Source organism: Mycobacterium sp. E735 (assembly GCF_001666955.1).
In the GTDB taxonomy this organism is placed as follows: domain Bacteria; phylum Actinomycetota; class Actinomycetes; order Mycobacteriales; family Mycobacteriaceae; genus Mycobacterium.
On sequence record NZ_LZIX01000073.1, the window covers coordinates 1 to 18,004 of the forward strand.

The following is an 18,004-nucleotide window of genomic DNA, read 5'->3' on the forward strand; positions in this document are numbered from 1 at the left end:
GAGGTCGAGCAATTCGCCGGAATCGTCGAACTGGTGGTCGAGGAGCCGGCCGCGGCCGAGGCGTACCTGCGCAAGGCCTACAACGGTTTTCGTCGCATGGGTCTCGATGCCGACACCGCCGAGACCGCGGCGTTGCTGGGCCGCACGTGCCTGGCGCTCGACCGGGATGCCGAGGCGAACGAGTTGTGTGCGGAGAGCGAGCGTCTGGCCGGTCACGCGTTGAAGGCGTCGATCGCCTGGCGCACGCTTCGAGCACGGCTGCTGTCGCGCGGCGGTGACCACGACGAGGCGCGGCGGCTGGCCCAGGAGGCCGTCGCGCTGGCCGAGCGCACCGACGCTTTGGTCGATCACGGCGACGCATGCCTTGCGCTGGCAACCGCCTTGGGTGCGGCCGGCGACGTCGCGGGTGCGCGTGCCGCCGCACAGCGGGCAGTCGAATTGTACGAACGCAAGGGCGCTGCCGCGCTTGCCGACCGGGCGCGCGGCCTGGTCGGCGATCGTGTCGTCGCGGTTCCCCAAGCGCCGCAAGAAGCGCCACCGTCCGTCGAACTTGACAACGAATGCGTCCGCTCGGTGCGCGAAATGGACGCCGCAATCGACCGGGAAGCCTGGGAGGAAACTGAGCGACGACTCGCGCCCGAGATCGTCCTCGAGAGTCGGCGCAAGGTCGTCGGATTCCCCCGCACAGTGGTCACGCCTTCCCAATGGGTCAACGATGTCGTCAGGAGCACGCGCGCGCTGGGCGGTGTATGGCACGGTCACGCAACTATCGCCGTGCGCGGTGAGCGGCTGGCGCTCACGCGATTGGAAGTGCACATGGCGGACACCAGTCCCGGTGCGCCGCGCGACGACTCGCTGCAATTGTTCGGCCTCGACGATGACGGACGAATCGGGCTGCACGTCTGGTTCGACATCGACGACATCGATACCGCAATGGCCGAGCTCGAAGCCCGGTTCCAAGCGGAGCGGCCCCCCACGCGGCGTTTGGAGAACACGGCGGCCCTGGTGTTCGAGCATGTTTGGTCGCACTTCGCGACCCGCGACTGGGATGCACTGGCGGACACCGTCGCCGACGACTACGTCGGCATCGATCACCGGCGGGTCGTGAGTGCCGAGACTCAATACAGTCGAAGTGCAGTCGTGCGAGATCTGCAGGCGGCCGCCGAAGTCGGCTTCACGATCTCGATGGTGAGCGCCGTGGCGATCCGCGGGAAGCGTCTGGTGCTCGCCCGCACTCGGGCCTCCGGCCGCGATCCCGGGGCCGTTGAAGACGACGCCCTCAACGTCGTCGAGATCGATGCCGATGACCGGATCGCGAACGTCGCCACGTTCGACCTCGAAGACATCGAGTCCGCAGTCGCCGAACTCGACGCACGCTTCATTGGCGGCGAAGGGGCCGCGTACGCCCGCACATGGTCGGTGGTGACCGGGGCTCTCACTGCCCATAATCGGCGCGAACTGCCGGCCGCAACATCGGACGCGGTGACTATCGACCACCGTCGGGTGGCGACGTTTGCGCCCGGTGAGGGTTTGGAGTACATCCGTGCGGGCTGGGATCTCGACCAACAGCTCGACATCTATGTCGAAACAGAGCATCGCGTCAACGACCTCGGCGCCGTTTTCACGTGGGCAGGACATGGAACATCACGCGAGGGCTTCACGGCGGAATGGCGCGGCGTCGACCTGATGCTGGTCGACGGCGAAATGATCAGTCGAGTAGAGGTTTTCGAAGAGACGGACCTCGACGCGGCGGTCGACATGTTCCAGAAGCTCACTCGGTCCGCACCACGGCCGGAAAACGCGGCGAGCCAAACCTATGAGCGCCTGATGCATCTGCTGGCGGCTCGCGACTGGGACGCAATCACCGCGATAGTGGCCGACGATTTGTTCTACAACGACCGCCGGCGTGTGGTGAATGCCGGTCTCCGGCTTGGACGCAGTGCCGGGATCGAAGACGTGCGGGCGTTGGTCGATGTCGGCTTCACATTGAAGATGGTTCAGGTCCTCGCGACCCGCGGCACGTCGCTCGCGCTCTTGCGGATGCGCGCGTCGGGCAGCGACCCCGAGACGATTCAAAACGATGCCCTCAACATCATCGGGGTCGATTCCGGGGGGCGGATTAGGGCGGTACTTGTCCACGACCTCGACGACGTCGATGCCGCCCTCGCCGAACTCGACGCGCGTTACCTCGCCGGCGAAGCCGCCGCCCACGCGCACACCTGGACGGTGATCACGGAGGCCTACGCCGCGCTCAACAGATTCGAGATGCCGGCGACAACAGCGGACTTCGTCAGCATCGACCATCGCAGGGGGGCGGCGTTCGCACCCGGTGACCTGATCGCCTACGTCCGCGCCGCGTGGGAGCTCGCTCAAGACGGCGCGACCCACATCGAGGCCGTCCATCGACTTACCGAGCTCGGAGCCATACTCACCCACGTGACGCACGGAACGTCACAGGAGGGCTTCGAAGCCGAGTGGCGGGAACTCTTCCTTCTGACCGTCGAAGGCGACGCGATCAACCGCTGCGAGTTATTCGACGAGGAAGACCTGGAATTCGCGCTCGCGCGGTTCGACCAGCTGGGCCAGCCGACAGTGCAGCTCGAGAACGCGGCAAGCCAAACGCACAAACGCTTGGAAACGCTTTTTGCGGCGCGCGATTGGGACACGATGTCGGGCCTTCTGGCCGAGGACATTTCCAATGACGACCGTCGTCGGACGGTGAATTCCGGTACCCGAGAAGGCCGTCAGGCCACTCTCGAAGAGATGGCGGCAACGGTCGAAATCGGCGTCAAAACCATGACGTCTGACGTCATCGCCACCCGAGGCGACCGCTTGGCGCTCTGCCGTAGTCAAACGTGGGGTCGGGACACGGGGCCGGAGGCGTTTCACACCGATGTGTACGACGTTTTCGAGCTCAACGCCGACGGGAAGGTGTCGGCACGGGTCGTCTTCGATCTCGAGGACTACGCCGCCGCCATGGCGGAGCTCGACGCGCGCTACCTCGCCGGTGACGCGGCCGCCCACACGCACGCCTGGTCCCTGATTACCGAAGCCTTCGCGGCGTTGAACCGGCGGGAAATCCCTGCCGTGACGCCCGACTGGGTGAGCATCGACCACCGACGACTCGCCCCCATCGGTCCGAGTGATTTAGCCGCGTACCTCCTTGCCAGTTGGGAACTCTCGCCACAGTCCAGGATCTACATGGCGGCTGTGCACCGGCTGAGCGATCTCGGCGCGGTGTTAACGCACGTGGCCATCGGGACCTCGCCAGAGGGTTTCGATGCGGAGTGGCAGGTCGTTGACGTTGTGACCTTTGACGGCGACCGGATCAGCCGCACCGAGCTTTTCGACGAGGCAGAGCTCGACGCCGCGCTTGCCCGCTTCGATCAGCTCAGCCAGCCGGCGCGCCAGTTGGAAAACGCCGCCACCCAAGCCGGTCGGCGGTACCTGGCGTTCTTCGCCGCCGGCGACTGGGACGCGATGGAGACGATGCTGGACGACAACCTCGTATACGACGATCGCCGTCGTGTAGTAGGCGCGGGCCCCCAACATGGTCGAGACGCTCAGATCGCCGACATGAGGACAGTCGCCGGTCTCTGGCCCGCGAGCGTGACGGCAACCCTGGTGGCGACTCGCGGCACGCGACTTACCCTCATGCGCCTGCGCTTCGCCGATCGCGATGACGGCCTCGACGCATTTCTCACCGAAGTGGTCGGCGTGCTCGAACTCAATTCCAACGGGTTGATCACCTCAGTCGTCTTCTTCGATACCGACGACATTCACGCTGCTTTGGCAGAGCTCGATTCCCGTTACATTGCAGGCGAAGCGGCCGCCCATGCGCGCACCTGGTCGGTCATCATAAAGGGCTGTGCCGCGCTCAACCGACACGAACTGCCCGCCACCACAGCCGATTTCGCGAGCGTCGATCATCGCCGAGGGACAGCTCACGCCCCCGGTGAGCTGATTGAATACGTCCGCGCGGGATGGGATCTCGACCAAAGAATTCGAACCTATCCCGAGGCGGTGCATCGGCTGAGCGACGCGGGAGCGGTTTACACCCATGTCGCGCATGGAACCTCCCGCGAGGGTTTCGACGCTGAATGGCGAGGAATCAGCCTGGTGACGGTCAACGGTGACCTCGTCAGCCGCTCCGAAGTCTTCGACGAGGCGGACCTCGACGCCGCGATTGCGAGGTTTGAGGAACTCACCAGTCCAACGCAGCGGCTGGAGAATGCGGCGAGCCGGGTGGCCGAGCACTTCCTGGCGCATTATGCGGCCACCAACTGGGATGCAATGGCGCAGCTGCTCGTGGAAGACATGACCTCAGAAGATCGCCGTAGGGTCGTGAACTTAGGGAATCGACATGGCCGAGACGCCGAGATAGCGAATTGGCGTGGCACTGCCGACATCCTGGCCACTAACGTGAGGCGGTCCGTCGTCGCTACCCGTGGAGAACACCTTGCGCTCCTTCGTTTCCTCTTCGTGGGACAAGGACAGACGACCGCGGAGTTCCAGCTGCAGGGATTCTCCATCATCGAAATAAGCACGGACGGTCGGATCGTCGCGCTCGTCTCCTTCGACCCGGAAGACATCGACTCGGCCTTTGCAGAGCTTGAGGCCCGGTATTCCGCCGGCGAGGCGAGAGCTCACGCGCACACGTGGTCGGTGATCACGAACATCTACGCGATGTTCAACCGTCATGAACTCACCCCCGTGGACTGGCTCATCGTCGACCACCGGAGGGGCACGCCGTTCGCGTCCGGCGAGCTGAACCCTGCTCTGCAAAACTTCTTCGATCTCACCCCGGACTTCCGCGTCACGATCGAAACAGTGCACCAGCTCAACAAAGCCGGAGCGGTCGTCACCATTGACTCGCAAGGATTTTCACCTGACGGCTTGGATGTCGAATGGCGCATGATTCAACTACTCGTAGTCGATGGCGACCAACTCACGCGGTGCGAGCTCTTCGACGAGACGGACTTGGACGCCGCGATCGAGCAGTTCGATCAGCTCAGCCAGCCGCCACCTTCGGCAGAGAATGCGGCAAGCCGGGTCGTCCAGCAGTTCCTGACACATTTTGCCAGCCACAACTGGGAGGCCATGGCGGAACTAATCGCGGCTGACTTCTTCTCAGACGACCGCCGCTCCGTCATCAATGCCGGAATCCGACGCGGTCGTGATATCGAGATGGAGAATTGGCGGGCCACCGCAGAGGTCTGGATGAGTGATGTGCGCGCGGCCGTCGTTGCGACTCGCGGAAAGAACCTCGTGCTCTTCCGTTTCACGTTCGCGAGCCAAGACGCAGTACCCGCACCATTTCAAGCTGCGGCACTCGGTGTCGTCGAGATCGACGACGACAATCGATGCGCCGCGACCGTCGTATTCGATCCCGATGACGTCGATTCGGCCTTCTCTGAGCTCGATGCGCGCTACCTCGCCGGCGAAGCGGCCGCCTGCGAGCGCACATGGTCTGCCATCGTGGAGGCGTACGCAGCGATCAACCGGCGTCAACTACCAATGATGACAACCGACTTCGCAGATGTCGATCATCGGCGAGGTGCGGCGTGGGCGCCCGGCCAGCTGGTCGAATTCCTCCGTAGCGCGTTGGATCAGACGCCTGATCTGACCATCCGAATTGCCGCGGTGCATCGGTTGAATCGGCAAGGCGCCGTCGTCACCCACGCTGCGAACGGGACCTCGCCGGACGGCTTCGACGCCGAGTGGCGAGAGATCCTCTTTTTGATCGTTGATGGCGACATGCTCAAACATTGCGAGGTGTTCGACGAAGCGGACCTCGGCGCCGCACTTACCCGATTCGATGAGCTGCAGTCGCGGTCGCACCGCCCGGTCAATGCGGCAAGCCAGGTGAGCGAACGGTTTTGGGACTGCCTCACGACGCGAGACTGGACCGCGATGACCGAGGTACTCGCCGAAAATGCTGTGTCGCACGACAACCGTCGGGTGGTCAACTCCGGTGTACTACGCGGGCGAGATATCAATATCGCAAACTTGCGAGCAGTGGCTGAGGTCGGATTCGAGCGCATTGTCTCGACGGTCCTCGCGGTTCGCGGGCAACGCCTTGCCCTCACTCGTATTTGGTCCTCCGCCCTGGGATGTGAGCCCGGGGAGATCAGTGCGGATATGGTCGGCGTCGTGGAGATCGACGGGGACAACCGGATGATTGTTCACTCCATCTTCGATGCCGACGACTTCGACGGCGCCGTTGCCGAGCTCGAAGCCCGGTACATCGCCGGCGAAGCGGCCACCCACGCGCACGTGTGGTCGCTGGTCGCCCAGGGCCACACCCAGTTCAACCGGCACGAACTTCCCGCGATGACGCCGGATGTCGTATACATCGACCATCGCCGGGGCGTGACGATCGAGGGCGCCGATCTGGCCGCAACTGTTCGCGCCAATCTGGATCTTCTTCCGCAGGTACACGTCTACGTCGAGAGTGTGCATCGGCTGACCGAACTCGGAGCCGTCGCCACGCAAGTGGTGAAGGGGACTTCACAACAAGGCTTCGACGCCGAGTGGCAAACGATCACCATCTTCACCTTCGAAGGTGATCTGCTCAGCCGATACGAAGTCTTCGACGAGACGGAACTCGACGCCGCCATCGCACGCTTCGACGAACTGCACCAGCAGCCGCGGCGATTGGAAAACGCGGCAACCCGTGCCGATCAACAGTTCTGGGGGTACATCGCGGCAGGTGACTGGAAAGCCCTGGGGGCGATGCTGGCTGATGACGTGGCCAATGACGACCGCCGGCGGACCGTGAACGCCGGCATTCGGCGAGGCCGAGATTCTGACGTCGCAAACATGCGAAGCCTTTCCGAGATCGGGGTCACCCACGTCACATCGACCATCATCGCGACCCGCGGCGAAAGACTTCTCCTCAGACGTACGCGATTCTCGCTGGACGAAGGGCCCGAAGACTTCAACGTCGAGCTGCTCTGCATTGTCGAGCTGGATGCCGAAAACCGGATTGCGACACGCATCCTGTTCGATCTCGACGAATTAGACGCCGCATTCGAAGAACTCGATGCCCGCTACCTCGCAGGCGAGGCGGCGGATGAAGGGCACACGTGGTCGCTCATGGCGCAGACGTACGCGGGGCTCAACCGGCACGAGATGCCGCCGACCACGCCGGATTTCGTCAACATCGACCATCGGCGCGGCATAACGTTCGAGCCGGGCAACATCGTCCCGTATGTCCAAGCCACCTGGGATGTCGCACCCGATCTCAAGATGCGCATCGAGACGGTGCACCGGCTGACAAACACTGGAGCCGTCATTACTCATACCGGGTATGGCACCTCCCAGGACGGCTTCGACGCGGAGTGGCGAGAGGTCGTCTTTTTCACTTTCCGGGGAGACAGGGTCGATCGCTGCGAGATGTTCGATGATGTGGACGTTGACGCCGCCCTCGCGCGCTTTGACGAGCTGAGCCGGCCAAGACCGAGCCTAGAGAATGCGGCAAGCCGGGCAGAAGAGTGGCTCTTCGTGCATTCGGCGGCTCGCGACTGGGCAGCTGTGGCCGAAATCCTCTCTGGCGAAAGCGTTGTCGACGACCGCCGCCGAGTGGTGAATGTCGGCTTATGGGACGGTCGGGACGTCGTCATCGCGAACATGCAAGCCCTCGCCCAGGGCTTGGCACACGTGACGCTGACGGTCATTGCGACTCGCGGGGAGCGGCTCGCCCTCATTCTCGTTCGATCTTTCAACTCCGACCTCGAACATGGAGAGTTCGTCATCGAAATGCTTGGAGTCGCGGAGCTCGACGCGGGCCTGCGCATTTCGGCCCACGTCTTCTTTGATCCCGACGACATCGACGCCGCCTTCGAAGAACTAGATGCCCGCTACCTCGCCGGTGAAGCGGCCCCGCACGCGCACACTTGGTCGGTCATCGCAGGCTCCTACGCCGCGATGAACCGGCGCGAGCTGTTTCCGACGACGCCGGATTGGGTGAATGTCGATCACCGACGCCCGGGGATATTTGAGGAAGGCGGCCTGAACGCATCCCTGCGTTCGCTGTGGCAACTGACAACCGACCTCACCTTCCGCATCGAAGCCGTCCATCGATTGACTGACCTCGGCATGGTCTGCTCCCATGTGGCTCAGGGTGTTTCACAGGATGGGTTCGACGCCGAGTGGCGGGGCATAGAAGTCCAGACGGTCGACGGTGACCTTATCGACCGCTGCGAAATCTTCGACGAGACGGACCTCGACGCGGCCCTCGCGCGGTTCGACGAGGTCACCGCGATCAGGCCCGACGGTGGGTGACACGGCGCCCCGACAACAACCGCTCTATCTCCTGGCGGACAGTCAGCTGCTCTTTTGGAAACAGCGGGACCGGCTACTCCTCGATGCGGCCGTCGACGGATTGGCCCGAGCCAACCCCCTGAGCGCCGCCTATCTCGGTGCCTCCAACGGAGATCGTCCGGAGTACTACGAGATCTTCGAGGCGGCCATGGATGCGATTGGAATCACCACTCGCCGCATGATCGATTCGTCCTTCGGCCCCGACGATCGCAACTTCCTGGCGAGCGCCCAGTTGATCATCCTCGCCGGCGGGGACGTGCGCCTGGGCTGGGACACCTTCGAGAAGACCGGCATGAAAGGGGCGATTCTGGACCGGTATACCCACGGCGCGCTCCTGGTGGGCGTTTCGGCCGGTGCGGTCCAGCTGGGACGCTACGGAATCGTCGAGACGCCGCAATCTTCCGCACCTGAGCTGTTCGGCGTGTTCGACCTCGTTCCCATGGTCGTCGACGCACACGACGAGCGAACCGAATGGGCTCGGCTGTCGCGGACGATCGAATCTCTGAACGGAGCCGCCACCGGGCTCGGGATTCCGTCCGGTGGCGGAGTCATCGTTCACCCAGACACCGCGGTTGAGGCACTGCGCCGTCCCGCACATCAAATTCGTTTCCAGAGCGGTCGGATCACTCGCTCGCTGCTGCCCGCCGACGCATCCAGCTGAATTGCCCCGGACGCCAAGCGGTGTCTGCAGCCCCCGGCCGCCAGTCCGCCGTCTCCGGCCCCTGGGTGACGGTTGGCCGCGCTAATAGTGACTTTCGGCCCGAGTGAGCGACCTCGATCCGGGTCCAGAGTTAACACCATGCCAACTGCACCTCGACTCACTTTGAACGGAGCGCGCCGGTTGCTGGTCGGGCTGATCGGAGCAGGCGCGATCAGCGGCACGCTGGTATGCGCTGGCGCGGGGACCGCCGCGGCTGATCCGGCGCCTCGACCCGCCAACTGCACGGCGGCGGACGTCGCCGGCGTCGCGGCTGGCGTGGCCGCGTCGCTCTCTACCTACCTGTTCACGCATCCGGACTTGAACGGCTTCTACACCGACCTGCAGGATCGGCCCAAGGACCAGATCCGCGACGAGGTGCAGCAGTACTTCAACGCCAACCCCCAGGAGCAGGCCGATCTTGAGAACATCCGTCAGCCGCTGGCCGATATCAGGCAGCGTTGCCAGTGGACCCCGCTACTCGGGCAGGGCGGCGCGACTCCCTGAGTCGGGCCAGGCACGTAATCGTGTTGCGGCCCCTACGCCGCCGGTCAGAACGAGGAGATGCCGATGAATGTCAGGGCACGGTCGTGGACCGCAGGGGGGATAGCGGTATTGGCCCTCGCCGCAATCCCTGAGACGTACGCCGTGGTGCGGCCGTCCGGGGTGGCCAACGCGGACGTGTGCGCAAGCGTCGGCCGACGTGTTTCAGTGAGCGGATGCACGAACATTGCCGACACCGTCAACGCCAATGTGCCACCCCCGGACGCCTATGCGCCACTGCCGCAAGATTTTCCGCCCCCACCGCCGGTGAATGTCTGCGTCGGGGGCGGACGGCGAGTCCATGTGAGCGGGTGCTTCTGAGGCGGTCGGTGATGCCACCCGTCATCGTCTAGCTGCGGTGCCACCACCCCGACGACGGTGTGCCGCCAATACGTCGGCGTTCGCCAGCGTTTGCGCCTGGGCGGCCAGCGTTGATGCCCGGTTCGCGTAGGCGATCGCCTCGGCGGCATTGGTTGCTTCCTTGGCGTACGCCGCCGCCAAATACCGCCTGGCCTCTTGGGTTCGAGACTGCGCCTCGGCGCCGATGCTGGCGCCATGCCGGGTGACGTAGTCGGTGACCTGACGCAGCCGGGCGTCCGCGGTCGACAGCGCGTCCCTCGATGAGTCGCCGCGCCCCTCGATGCCGGACTGACTCTCGCGACGGGCGGCGCGGCGGTGGCGCACCCGGTAGAACGCGAGAATCACAATGACCAGAACCACAACGACGATGAGGCTGATCGCGATCAGCTGCCAGATCGGCTTCGACGTGCTCGCCGATTTGTCCAACCCGTCGGCCGCGGCGACCGCGGCGCCGGTCCAATCTTTCGCGTTCACCGCAGGGTCAATTCGCTTGCTGCGCAGTGTGTCCAGCTCGGCATCCGTGAGGCCCGGCACTTGCGGCGGCACCGAGAAGGCGTAGAGCTTGGTGTTCGTGGCCACCGACAGCAGCACGTCGTTGCCACCCAGCCCGCTGGCGTTGCGGGTTCGGTCGGCCCAGTTCTCGGGTTTGAACCGGGAGAAATTGTCGACGTAGACCACCCACAGCTGAATGTGCCGATCGCGGTAGAGCCGGTCGATCGCCGAGCTCACCGCCGCCCGACCGGGATCCGTCAGAACTCCGGCGCTGTCGGTGATGTGATCGGTGAGCTTGGACGGCGGCTGCGCACCGGCGGGGGCCGCCGGCAAGAACCCCACCGTGAGGACGGTCAGGACCGCACTAATCAGGCGAACGCCGCGCATATGGGTAACTTATCGTCACTCATGCTGCGGCGGACACTGCTATCCGTCGAAATAATCGGAGCGAGGAAATGGCTGGGCAACGGCCGCTTGCGCTGGCATGGTGGCGGTCGTGCGGGTGTGGCTGAGTGGCTAGGCAGCGGCCTGCAAAGCCGTACACACGGGTTCGAGTCCCGTCACTCGCTCAACATTGCCTGGTCAGTCCGCGAGGCGGCGCTGTTGCCCGGCGCGCCGGCGGCTATGCCTCTTCCGCCACGGCGTCGAGGTAGAACCATCGCCCGGCGCGGCGCTCGAAGCGACTGCGCTCGTGCAGGCTGCCGGCGCGGCCCGCGGACTCGAACCGGGCCGTGAATTCCACCTCCCCACGATTGTCTTCCGGGCCGCCCGCGGCCGTGTCGGTCACTTTCAGGCCGGTCCAGGTGATGGCCGGGTCGACGGTCACGTCCGACGGGCGCGTGCGCGGGTGCCACGTGCGAAACAGGTAGTCGGCGTCACCACGGGCGAACGCCGAATACCGCGATCGCATCAACTCCTCGGCCGTTCGGGCCGGTAGCTCGCCATCGTGGAGCGGCCCGCAACACGCGCGATAGCCTTTGCCACTGCCGCAGGGACACCGTTCGTTCATGTGAAAAGCCTGACAAACCGATTAGCGCCGACTCGCACGCAGGTCGCGCTGTCGGAAGGTCTTGGGCCCGAAAAGCCAGACATGGCCGGCCCGCACTCTCTGCGGCCATACTGGGCTCAAGTCGTCGTCAACCTTGCAAAAACGCACCGTGCGTGAGCCGCCAGAGCAGGCCAAGATCATTACCGAATCCCTAGTAAGCGCCGCTCCATGACGTCCGCGCCGCGCACGACGCCACCCGCTGCTTTGAATCCATCGGCGACGCGCCGCGCGCCGCTGGTCATTGACATCGCCTGCAATACCTTGGATTTCAACCTCGCCGGGGTGAGCTTCCTCGCAGGTAGCCGCGTTCCACTGTGGGACACCTCGACCCGCCGAGCGACCTCGAACTGGTCGCGGCCATAGGGCACGGCGCATACGGGGACGCCAAGCGCGAGGGCCTTCTGCGTGCTGCCCATCCCGCCGTGGGTGATCGCGGCAACGGCGCGACTCAGCACCATTCGATGCGGCACGAACTCGCGCACCGTGGCGTTGGCCGGCACCGCGATGCCGTCGGGCACTCCCGCCGGGTATGTGGCGACGACATGGACCGGCTCGGCGGCCAGCGCTGCCATCGCGACAACCGGCAATCGGATATCACCCTGGCGATCAGACGAGGTCGTGACCAACACGATGGGGCGGTCGATGTCCTGGAGCCAACGGGGCGGCGCAACAGGCGGGTCGAACTCACACGGCCCGATCAGCTCGATCGAGTCGCCCCAATCCGGGTGCGCATATTCGAACGGCTCGCCGGTGGCGACGAGCATCAATGGTGTGCGCCTGAGCAGTTCGTCGACACTGCGAACCGGCACCGCGCCTGCGGCCTCACGAACCCCTCTCAGCGGCCCAAGCAGCGCGCGCTCGAATGGCGCGGTCACCAGGGGACGGAGCGCCCCATCCCGCAGCCGACCGAGCAGGCCGGGCCACGGCCGCAAACCCGGGCCAAAAGGCGGCGTGCCACGCGATCGCAGGAATGGTGTGAACGGCCAAAAGGACACCCACGGCACGGAACCGGCATCCGCCACCGCAGCGGCTCCCCAACAGTTCGCATCCACCACCAGTAGGTCGGGATTTGCGGTCGCGATGGCACTGCGCAGGTCCTCGATCTCATAGGCCGCGCGCTGGCCGAAGACTCCGAAGGCCACCTTCAATGCGGTTCGCGTGTTCGGAGCCATCCAGTCGGTCATAACCGCTGCTTCGATCCTTGGATCGATCGCGGACGTCTCGAATCCGAGCTCGAGGCCGGTGGGTACGCCAGCAGCGAGGGTCCTCAACACGATGCGATGACCGCGCCGCTGAAGTTCAATCAGCAGGGCGACAACCGGAAAGAGGTTTCCGTGAGCTGGCGACGTGTACGCCAGGATGGTGACCATCGGTCACGGATTCCGGTGTTCGGTCCCACCAGGCATGAACGACTATTTTATCGACACCAGCAAATCCACGACCGTGGTTGCGGTTATTCGGCCATGGGGCCGCAATCCCAACGCTTCTATAGACCGTCTGGCGCCCGTCTGGCCGTTACGCTTGAACGGCGGCCACCTCGAGAAGTGCGGAAATGATCAGATGACGGGGTCAGCATGCCGGGGGTGCGGCACCGAGCCTCGCGCCGGTGCCCGCTTTTGCGATGCCTGCGGGTCCCCGATCGAGGTCGCTGCCACACCGGCCGAGCACAAACAGGTTACGGTCCTCTTCGCCGATGTGGTTCGCTCGATGGACCTGGCCGCCATCGTGGATACCGAACGACTGCACGACGTCATGGGCGAACTCTTCAACCGATGCGGAGCAGTCATTCAACGTTACGGCGGCACGGTCGACAAGTTCACCGGCGACGGCATCATGGCGCTCTTTGGCGCCCCGATCGCGTTGGAAGACCACGCAATCCGCGCCTGTATCGCAGCTCTAGAAATACAGACGGAAGTGGCAACCTTAGCCAACGAAGTGCAGCACCGCGATGGTGTCACGCTTTCGCTTCGGATCGGACTGAACTCCGGTGACGTTGTCGTAGGCCAAATCGGTTCCAGCCCTTCGAGTTACACGGCGATTGGAGTGCAGGTGGGGATGGCCCAGCGGATGGAGGCGGCCGCTCCCCCGGGCGGCGTCATGCTCAGCGAAGTCACCTCGCGCCTTGTCGAACACGTGACGGTGCTCGACGATCCGCAGATGGTGACCATCAAGGGGGCATCGGAACCCGTCCCTGCACGGCGCCTGCGAGCGATGGCTCAGAGGAAACCGCTGGCAGCCCGTATTGAATCCACACTTGTCGGCCGAGATCACGAAATCGAAGCCCTCACAGCGGCCATACGTGAGACTGTCGACGGACGCGGCTGCATCGTCGGTATTTCGGGGCCAGCAGGAATCGGCAAAAGCCGGATCTCTCGCGAGTTAGTGAAAATCGCCCAAACCAATGGTGTGCGGGTGTTTTCCACCTTCTGCGAGTCACATGCCAGCGCGATCGCCTTCACGGTAGTCGGCCGCCTCGCCCGCGACCGATTCGGAATAGACGAACGCGACCCCGTAACCGCCCGATCGGCGCTGCGAACTCAACTCGCCGGAGCGGACCCCGAAGATCTCGTACTGGTCGACGATCTGCTCGGCATCCGAGATCCGGAGGCGCCAGTTCCCAACGTCTCAGCGGACGCCCGGCGGCGACGACTAGCCGCACTGTTCAAAACCGCTGCGCTGGCCCGGAGCACCCCAGCTCTCTACATCATCGAGGACGCCCATTGGATTGACGAGACCAGCGAGGCCATGCTCGCGGACTTCTTGACAGTAATCCCCGAGGCAGGGTCGATGGGCGTCGTCACCTACCGCCCGGAGTACGACGGTCCCCTGACGCGCGCACCGGGTTTCCGGGGATTCACTCTCCACCCCCTAGACGACTGCGCGGCATCAACAATGACAGCCGAGCTCATAGGCTCCGATCCGTCTGTCGGCGAGCTGGCGAAACGCATCATCGAGCGATCGGCCGGAAATCCCTTCTACGTCCAAGAGATCGTGCGCGAATACGCCGAGCGACGCGTCATCGTCGGCGAACGTGGCGCGTATCAACGGCAGCAGGACGTGGGCGACGTCAGCGTGCCTCCCACTCTGCAGGCGACGATCGGATCGCGCATCGATCGATTGACCAGCTCGGCAAAGCAAGTACTCAACGCCGCAACAGTCATCGGATCTCGATTCAGCGCCGAACTTCTGGCCATCGTGCAGGGCGAAACTGACGGCCACTCCCAAGCAGCACTGGCCGAACTCGTCCACGCGGAGCTCATCGACCAGGTAAGGTTCACGCCCCGAGCAGAGTATGCGTTCCGCCACCCGCTCGTCCAGGCGGTGGCCTACCAATCGCAGCTCAAACTGCCTCGCGCAGAACTTCATCGACGCCTGGCCGCGGCTATCGAGCAACGCAACGCCATGGCGCTGGATGAGAATGCGGCGTTGATCGCGGCCCACCTCGAGGCTGCGGGGGACCTCCGTGAAGCTTTCGGCTGGCATATGCGTGCCGGAACGTGGTTCACGAATCGCGACATCAATGCCGCGCGTATGAGTTGGCAACAGGCGCAAAAGTTGGCAGACCTGATGCCCACCGACGAACCCCACCGAACTGTGATGCGCGTGGCGCCTCGCGCCCTGCTGTGTGGCAGCGCCTGGAGGGCCGGCGGTAACGTCGCCCCTGCCGACTTCCAGGAGCTGCGCGACCTGTGCGCAACCTCCGATACCCAGGTGCCGCTGGCCTTGGGTATGGCCGGCCTACTGATGCAGCATGCGACCCATGCTCGCAATCGAGAGTCGTTGCCCCTCATATCCGAGTACGTCGGACTGATAGATGCGATCGGCAGCCCGGAGCTGACCGTTGGATTGCTCTATCCCGCGATTTATGCCAATTACGAGGCCTGCAAAATGTCCGACGCGCTGCAGCTGGCACAGCGCGTGATCGATCTGGCCGACGGCGATCCCATCAAGGGCAATCTCTTGACCGGCTCACCTCTCGCGTTCGCTACGGCGATGCGGGCATCGGCGCGATGCGCTCTGGGACAACCGAATTGGGAGACTGACTTCGACGACGCTATGGCATTCGCCCGCGTTGATCCGACCACGTACGTCTCGATAGTCATGTTCAAGTACATGTTGGGTATCCCCACCGGGGCGTTATCGGCCGACGCAGTAGCACTGAAAGACACCGCGGAGGCGCTGCGAACCGCTCAACGATGCAGTGAAGATTTCGCGGTGCATGCAGCGCAACTGGCACGTGGCATCGCCCTTGTGGCCAACGACAGCGCTGATCGGCCGGCCGGCCTCAAGCTGCTCGCGGAAGCACGATCTGCTGCGTTGGCTGAGCGATTCATCCTGGGGACCATACCGATCATCGACCTCCACTTTGCGGCGGACAAAGCCCGGACAATGGACCTCGACGGCGCGATTGCGCTCTCGCGTCGGGTAATCACCGAGCTGCGCCAAACTGGACCGGCGATATATCTCGGTGCGGCCACCAGCGTTCTCGTCGAATCTCTCCTTCGGGGGGGCAACGACGAGGACCTGATCGAGGCTTACAACGCCATCGAGGCCTTGGCGGAAGTTCCTGTCGAAGCTGGGTTTGTGGTCTACCAACCGCGCCTGCTGAAGATGCGTGCTCTACTGGCGCGAGCACAGGACGACGCGCAGGGCTATCGGGCGTATGCAGATCAGTACGTGGCGCTGGCGCACACCCTGGGCTTCAAGGGTGACATTGCACAGGGCCTCGCTCTCGGCCCAAGTCACCGTTCCGGTCGCCACCTGAGCGGCACGTGAACCGGGAACCAACCGTCGAAAACCTCACTCGGCGACGGGCTGTAGGGCTTGGGATACCACGCCTTGGGCACATCGCCGCTGTCCCAGTCGAACCCGAAAAACGGGATCTTGGCGAGCCATACTTCGAAGAAAACGCTCAGCAGGTCCCGGGCGAGATGCGACGCCGGGCACCGGTGCGGGCCTCCCCCAAAGCTCCAATTTCTCTGCGGGCCATCGAGTTTGATGTCCTGGCCGGACATCTCGTCAGCCTCGTCGCGGTGAACGAATCCGACATACAACTCGACGCGAGACCCGGCCGGGATCGTCGTTTCGCCGACTGTCACGCTGCGGCTCGTGATGCGGGAAACGGTCTTCGCCCCGCCGTCCAACCGCAGCAGCTCCTCGATGAACCGGCGTTGCCGGTCCGGATGTTCGCGTAGTTCCTGCTGCAGCATCGGCTGGCGCGCCAGTACCGCCAGTCCGGCCCGGATAGCGAACGACGCGAAGATGAGGCCGCGGCCCACCGAGGCCATCAGCCCCAGCACTTCATCGTCGGAAAGCGGTTCGGTGGCCAGGAGGCTGAGCACATCGGGGCCGCCCTGCGGCGCTCGGCGGATCTTGGCCACCAGCTCCGCGTTGACCGCGTCCGGGGCGAGGTCGGTCGGCAGCCCGCAGACCGTGACGAATGCCGCGCGCCAGACGACCTCGGCGACACCCGCACCGTCGCAGCGGTCCAGCTGCGCCGCGACGGCGTCGACGCATCGTTCCACGATCACCCGCACGGGCCTGAGCATGTCGCGCGAATTGCCGGGCGTGAACAACTGCTCGACCATGATCTTCCGGTACGGACCGAACGGCGGATTGCCGGGCATCAGCTCGCCCTGGCGGCTGGCGAATACCTCGCCGTCGCGTATGGCCGCGAGGACGTCGTCGCGCCGCCACAACACATAGGTACCGTCCGGCTGCCGCAGCACTCTTTGACCGGCCCGCTCGGCTGCAGCCAGCCACTCCCGATAACCCCTGGCCGCCTCCTCGTCGGAACGCATGACCTCCAGCGCGCGGTCGCTACCCGACTCGATCACCGCACCACCGACTTTCACGATCGGCGGTCGCTGTGAACCAAGCATGAACGGGGCCGCCTGGAACTCCGACGCCAAAGTCTATCTCCGAGAGCGATCACCGGCACTGCGGCGCTAGGTGTGCAGTTTCCAACCCGCTAATGGGGTGGGCGCCGCCGGAGCGTTGGGGTCATTGAACTCGATGTAGACGTCGCCCTGCTTGACATTGCCGTCGTAGGCGATGTATCCGTGGGCGGTCTGGCCGTTGGCGACACTGCCCGAGCGCAGGGGCGGCGTCTTGTTGATCTTCTGGTAGTCAACAGCGGATGAGCCGCCCTCGGCGTCCCGGTAAGGGTCTTGCCTCCACGGCGAAGACGCGGCGGTCACGTAGGTCTCGCCGTAGCTGAACGGTGTGTCGGACTTGCCGACGATGGTGAGCTCGATGACGGTACAGCCGCCTCCGCTAAGGGTGCAGCCGGACGAGACCCAGGTCGCGTTGTTGAGCGTGACGTCGGCGGTCGCGGCGCTGTATTCCGTGACATGGATGGTGGTGCCGGCCTTCCCTGTCGGGAACGGCGACTGCTGGGGTGTCGGGTCGGCGGCGCCGACCGGCGCCGTTGCGCAAGCCGTCATCGCGAGCAATGTCACGACCGCTGCGCTTACCGGAGTCGATATGGTCACTCGCAGACGATAGCGCGCATTCGCCAGGGGTCTGTCCGCGATCAC

Annotated in this window: 10 protein-coding genes and 1 tRNA gene; 6 read left to right on the forward strand and 5 right to left on the reverse strand. The window is 64.5% G+C overall.

Annotation, left to right across the window (positions count from 1 at the left end; translation table 11 throughout):
* Window positions 1–33: 33 nt before the first annotated feature.
* From A5704_RS05860 to A5704_RS29065, 4 genes are all read left to right on the forward strand, one after another.
* Complete coding sequence (locus A5704_RS05860) at window positions 34–8,286, forward strand: tetratricopeptide repeat protein (RefSeq protein ID WP_231968835.1); 8,253 nt, start codon at window positions 34–36, stop codon at window positions 8,284–8,286.
* Complete coding sequence (locus tag A5704_RS05865) at window positions 8,279–8,986, forward strand: Type 1 glutamine amidotransferase-like domain-containing protein (RefSeq protein ID WP_067887832.1); 708 nt, start codon at window positions 8,279–8,281, stop codon at window positions 8,984–8,986. Before A5704_RS05860 ends, A5704_RS05865 begins: the two co-directional genes overlap by 8 nt.
* A gap of 180 nt (window positions 8,987–9,166) precedes the next feature.
* On the forward strand, window positions 9,167–9,529 hold the full coding sequence (locus A5704_RS05870) for a hemophore-related protein (RefSeq protein ID WP_369807379.1): 363 nt from the start codon (window positions 9,167–9,169) through the stop codon (window positions 9,527–9,529).
* A 63-nt stretch (window positions 9,530–9,592) separates the two neighbouring features.
* Window positions 9,593–9,886, forward strand: a complete 294-nt coding sequence (locus A5704_RS29065; RefSeq protein WP_231968837.1) for a hypothetical protein — start codon at window positions 9,593–9,595, stop codon at window positions 9,884–9,886.
* Window positions 9,887–9,907: 21 nt separating this feature from the next.
* Here A5704_RS29065 and A5704_RS05880 read toward each other — a convergent pair whose 3' ends face one another.
* Window positions 9,908–10,804, reverse strand: coding sequence for a TPM domain-containing protein (locus tag A5704_RS05880; protein ID WP_067887836.1), 897 nt, complete (start codon window positions 10,802–10,804; stop codon window positions 9,908–9,910).
* A 111-nt stretch (window positions 10,805–10,915) separates the two neighbouring features.
* Here A5704_RS05880 and A5704_RS05885 point away from each other — a divergent pair.
* Window positions 10,916–10,986: transfer RNA gene (locus A5704_RS05885), tRNA-Cys, on the forward strand.
* Window positions 10,987–11,039: 53 nt separating this feature from the next.
* Here the strand turns inward: A5704_RS05885 and A5704_RS05890 are convergent.
* Together A5704_RS05890 and A5704_RS05895 are read right to left on the reverse strand one after the other, a co-directional pair.
* Entirely contained in the window at window positions 11,040–11,426 is a 387-nt protein-coding gene (locus tag A5704_RS05890) for a YchJ family protein (RefSeq protein WP_067887838.1), read from the reverse strand.
* Window positions 11,427–11,605: 179 nt separating this feature from the next.
* Window positions 11,606–12,835, reverse strand: coding sequence for a nucleotide disphospho-sugar-binding domain-containing protein (locus A5704_RS05895; RefSeq protein ID WP_067887840.1), 1,230 nt, complete (start codon window positions 12,833–12,835; stop codon window positions 11,606–11,608).
* A 34-nt stretch (window positions 12,836–12,869) separates the two neighbouring features.
* On the opposite strand from A5704_RS05895, the gene A5704_RS05900 reads away from it, so the two are divergent.
* Window positions 12,870–16,241 carry an adenylate/guanylate cyclase domain-containing protein gene (locus A5704_RS05900; RefSeq protein WP_231968838.1) on the forward strand — a complete coding sequence of 1,124 codons (3,372 nt, stop codon included), beginning with the start codon at window positions 12,870–12,872 and terminating at the stop codon, window positions 16,239–16,241.
* Here the strand turns inward: A5704_RS05900 and A5704_RS05905 are convergent.
* Both A5704_RS05905 and A5704_RS05910 read right to left on the reverse strand, forming a co-directional pair.
* Window positions 16,208–17,320, reverse strand: coding sequence for a hypothetical protein (locus A5704_RS05905; RefSeq protein WP_156736938.1), 1,113 nt, complete (start codon window positions 17,318–17,320; stop codon window positions 16,208–16,210). The two genes, A5704_RS05900 and A5704_RS05905, sit on opposite strands and share 34 nt — an antisense overlap.
* Window positions 17,321–17,413: 93 nt before the next feature.
* A complete protein-coding gene (locus tag A5704_RS05910) occupies window positions 17,414–17,911 on the reverse strand; it encodes a hypothetical protein (RefSeq protein ID WP_067887880.1) in 498 nt (165 codons plus the stop codon).
* Window positions 17,912–18,004: the final 93 nt, after the last annotated feature.

Excerpts from the sequence above, each read along its gene's own strand:
- A5704_RS05895 (WP_067887840.1), bottom strand. The coding sequence starts at position 12,835 with ATGGTCACCATCCTGGCGTACACGTCGCCAGCTCACGGAAACCTCTTT.
- A5704_RS05890 (WP_067887838.1), bottom strand. The coding sequence starts at position 11,426 with ATGAACGAACGGTGTCCCTGCGGCAGTGGCAAAGGCTATCGCGCGTGT.
- A5704_RS05900 (WP_231968838.1), top strand. The coding sequence starts at position 12,870 with ATGAACGACTATTTTATCGACACCAGCAAATCCACGACCGTGGTTGCG.
- A5704_RS05910 (WP_067887880.1), bottom strand. The coding sequence starts at position 17,911 with ATGACGGCTTGCGCAACGGCGCCGGTCGGCGCCGCCGACCCGACACCC.
- A5704_RS29065 (WP_231968837.1), top strand. The coding sequence starts at position 9,593 with ATGAATGTCAGGGCACGGTCGTGGACCGCAGGGGGGATAGCGGTATTG.
- A5704_RS05880 (WP_067887836.1), bottom strand. The coding sequence starts at position 10,804 with ATGCGCGGCGTTCGCCTGATTAGTGCGGTCCTGACCGTCCTCACGGTG.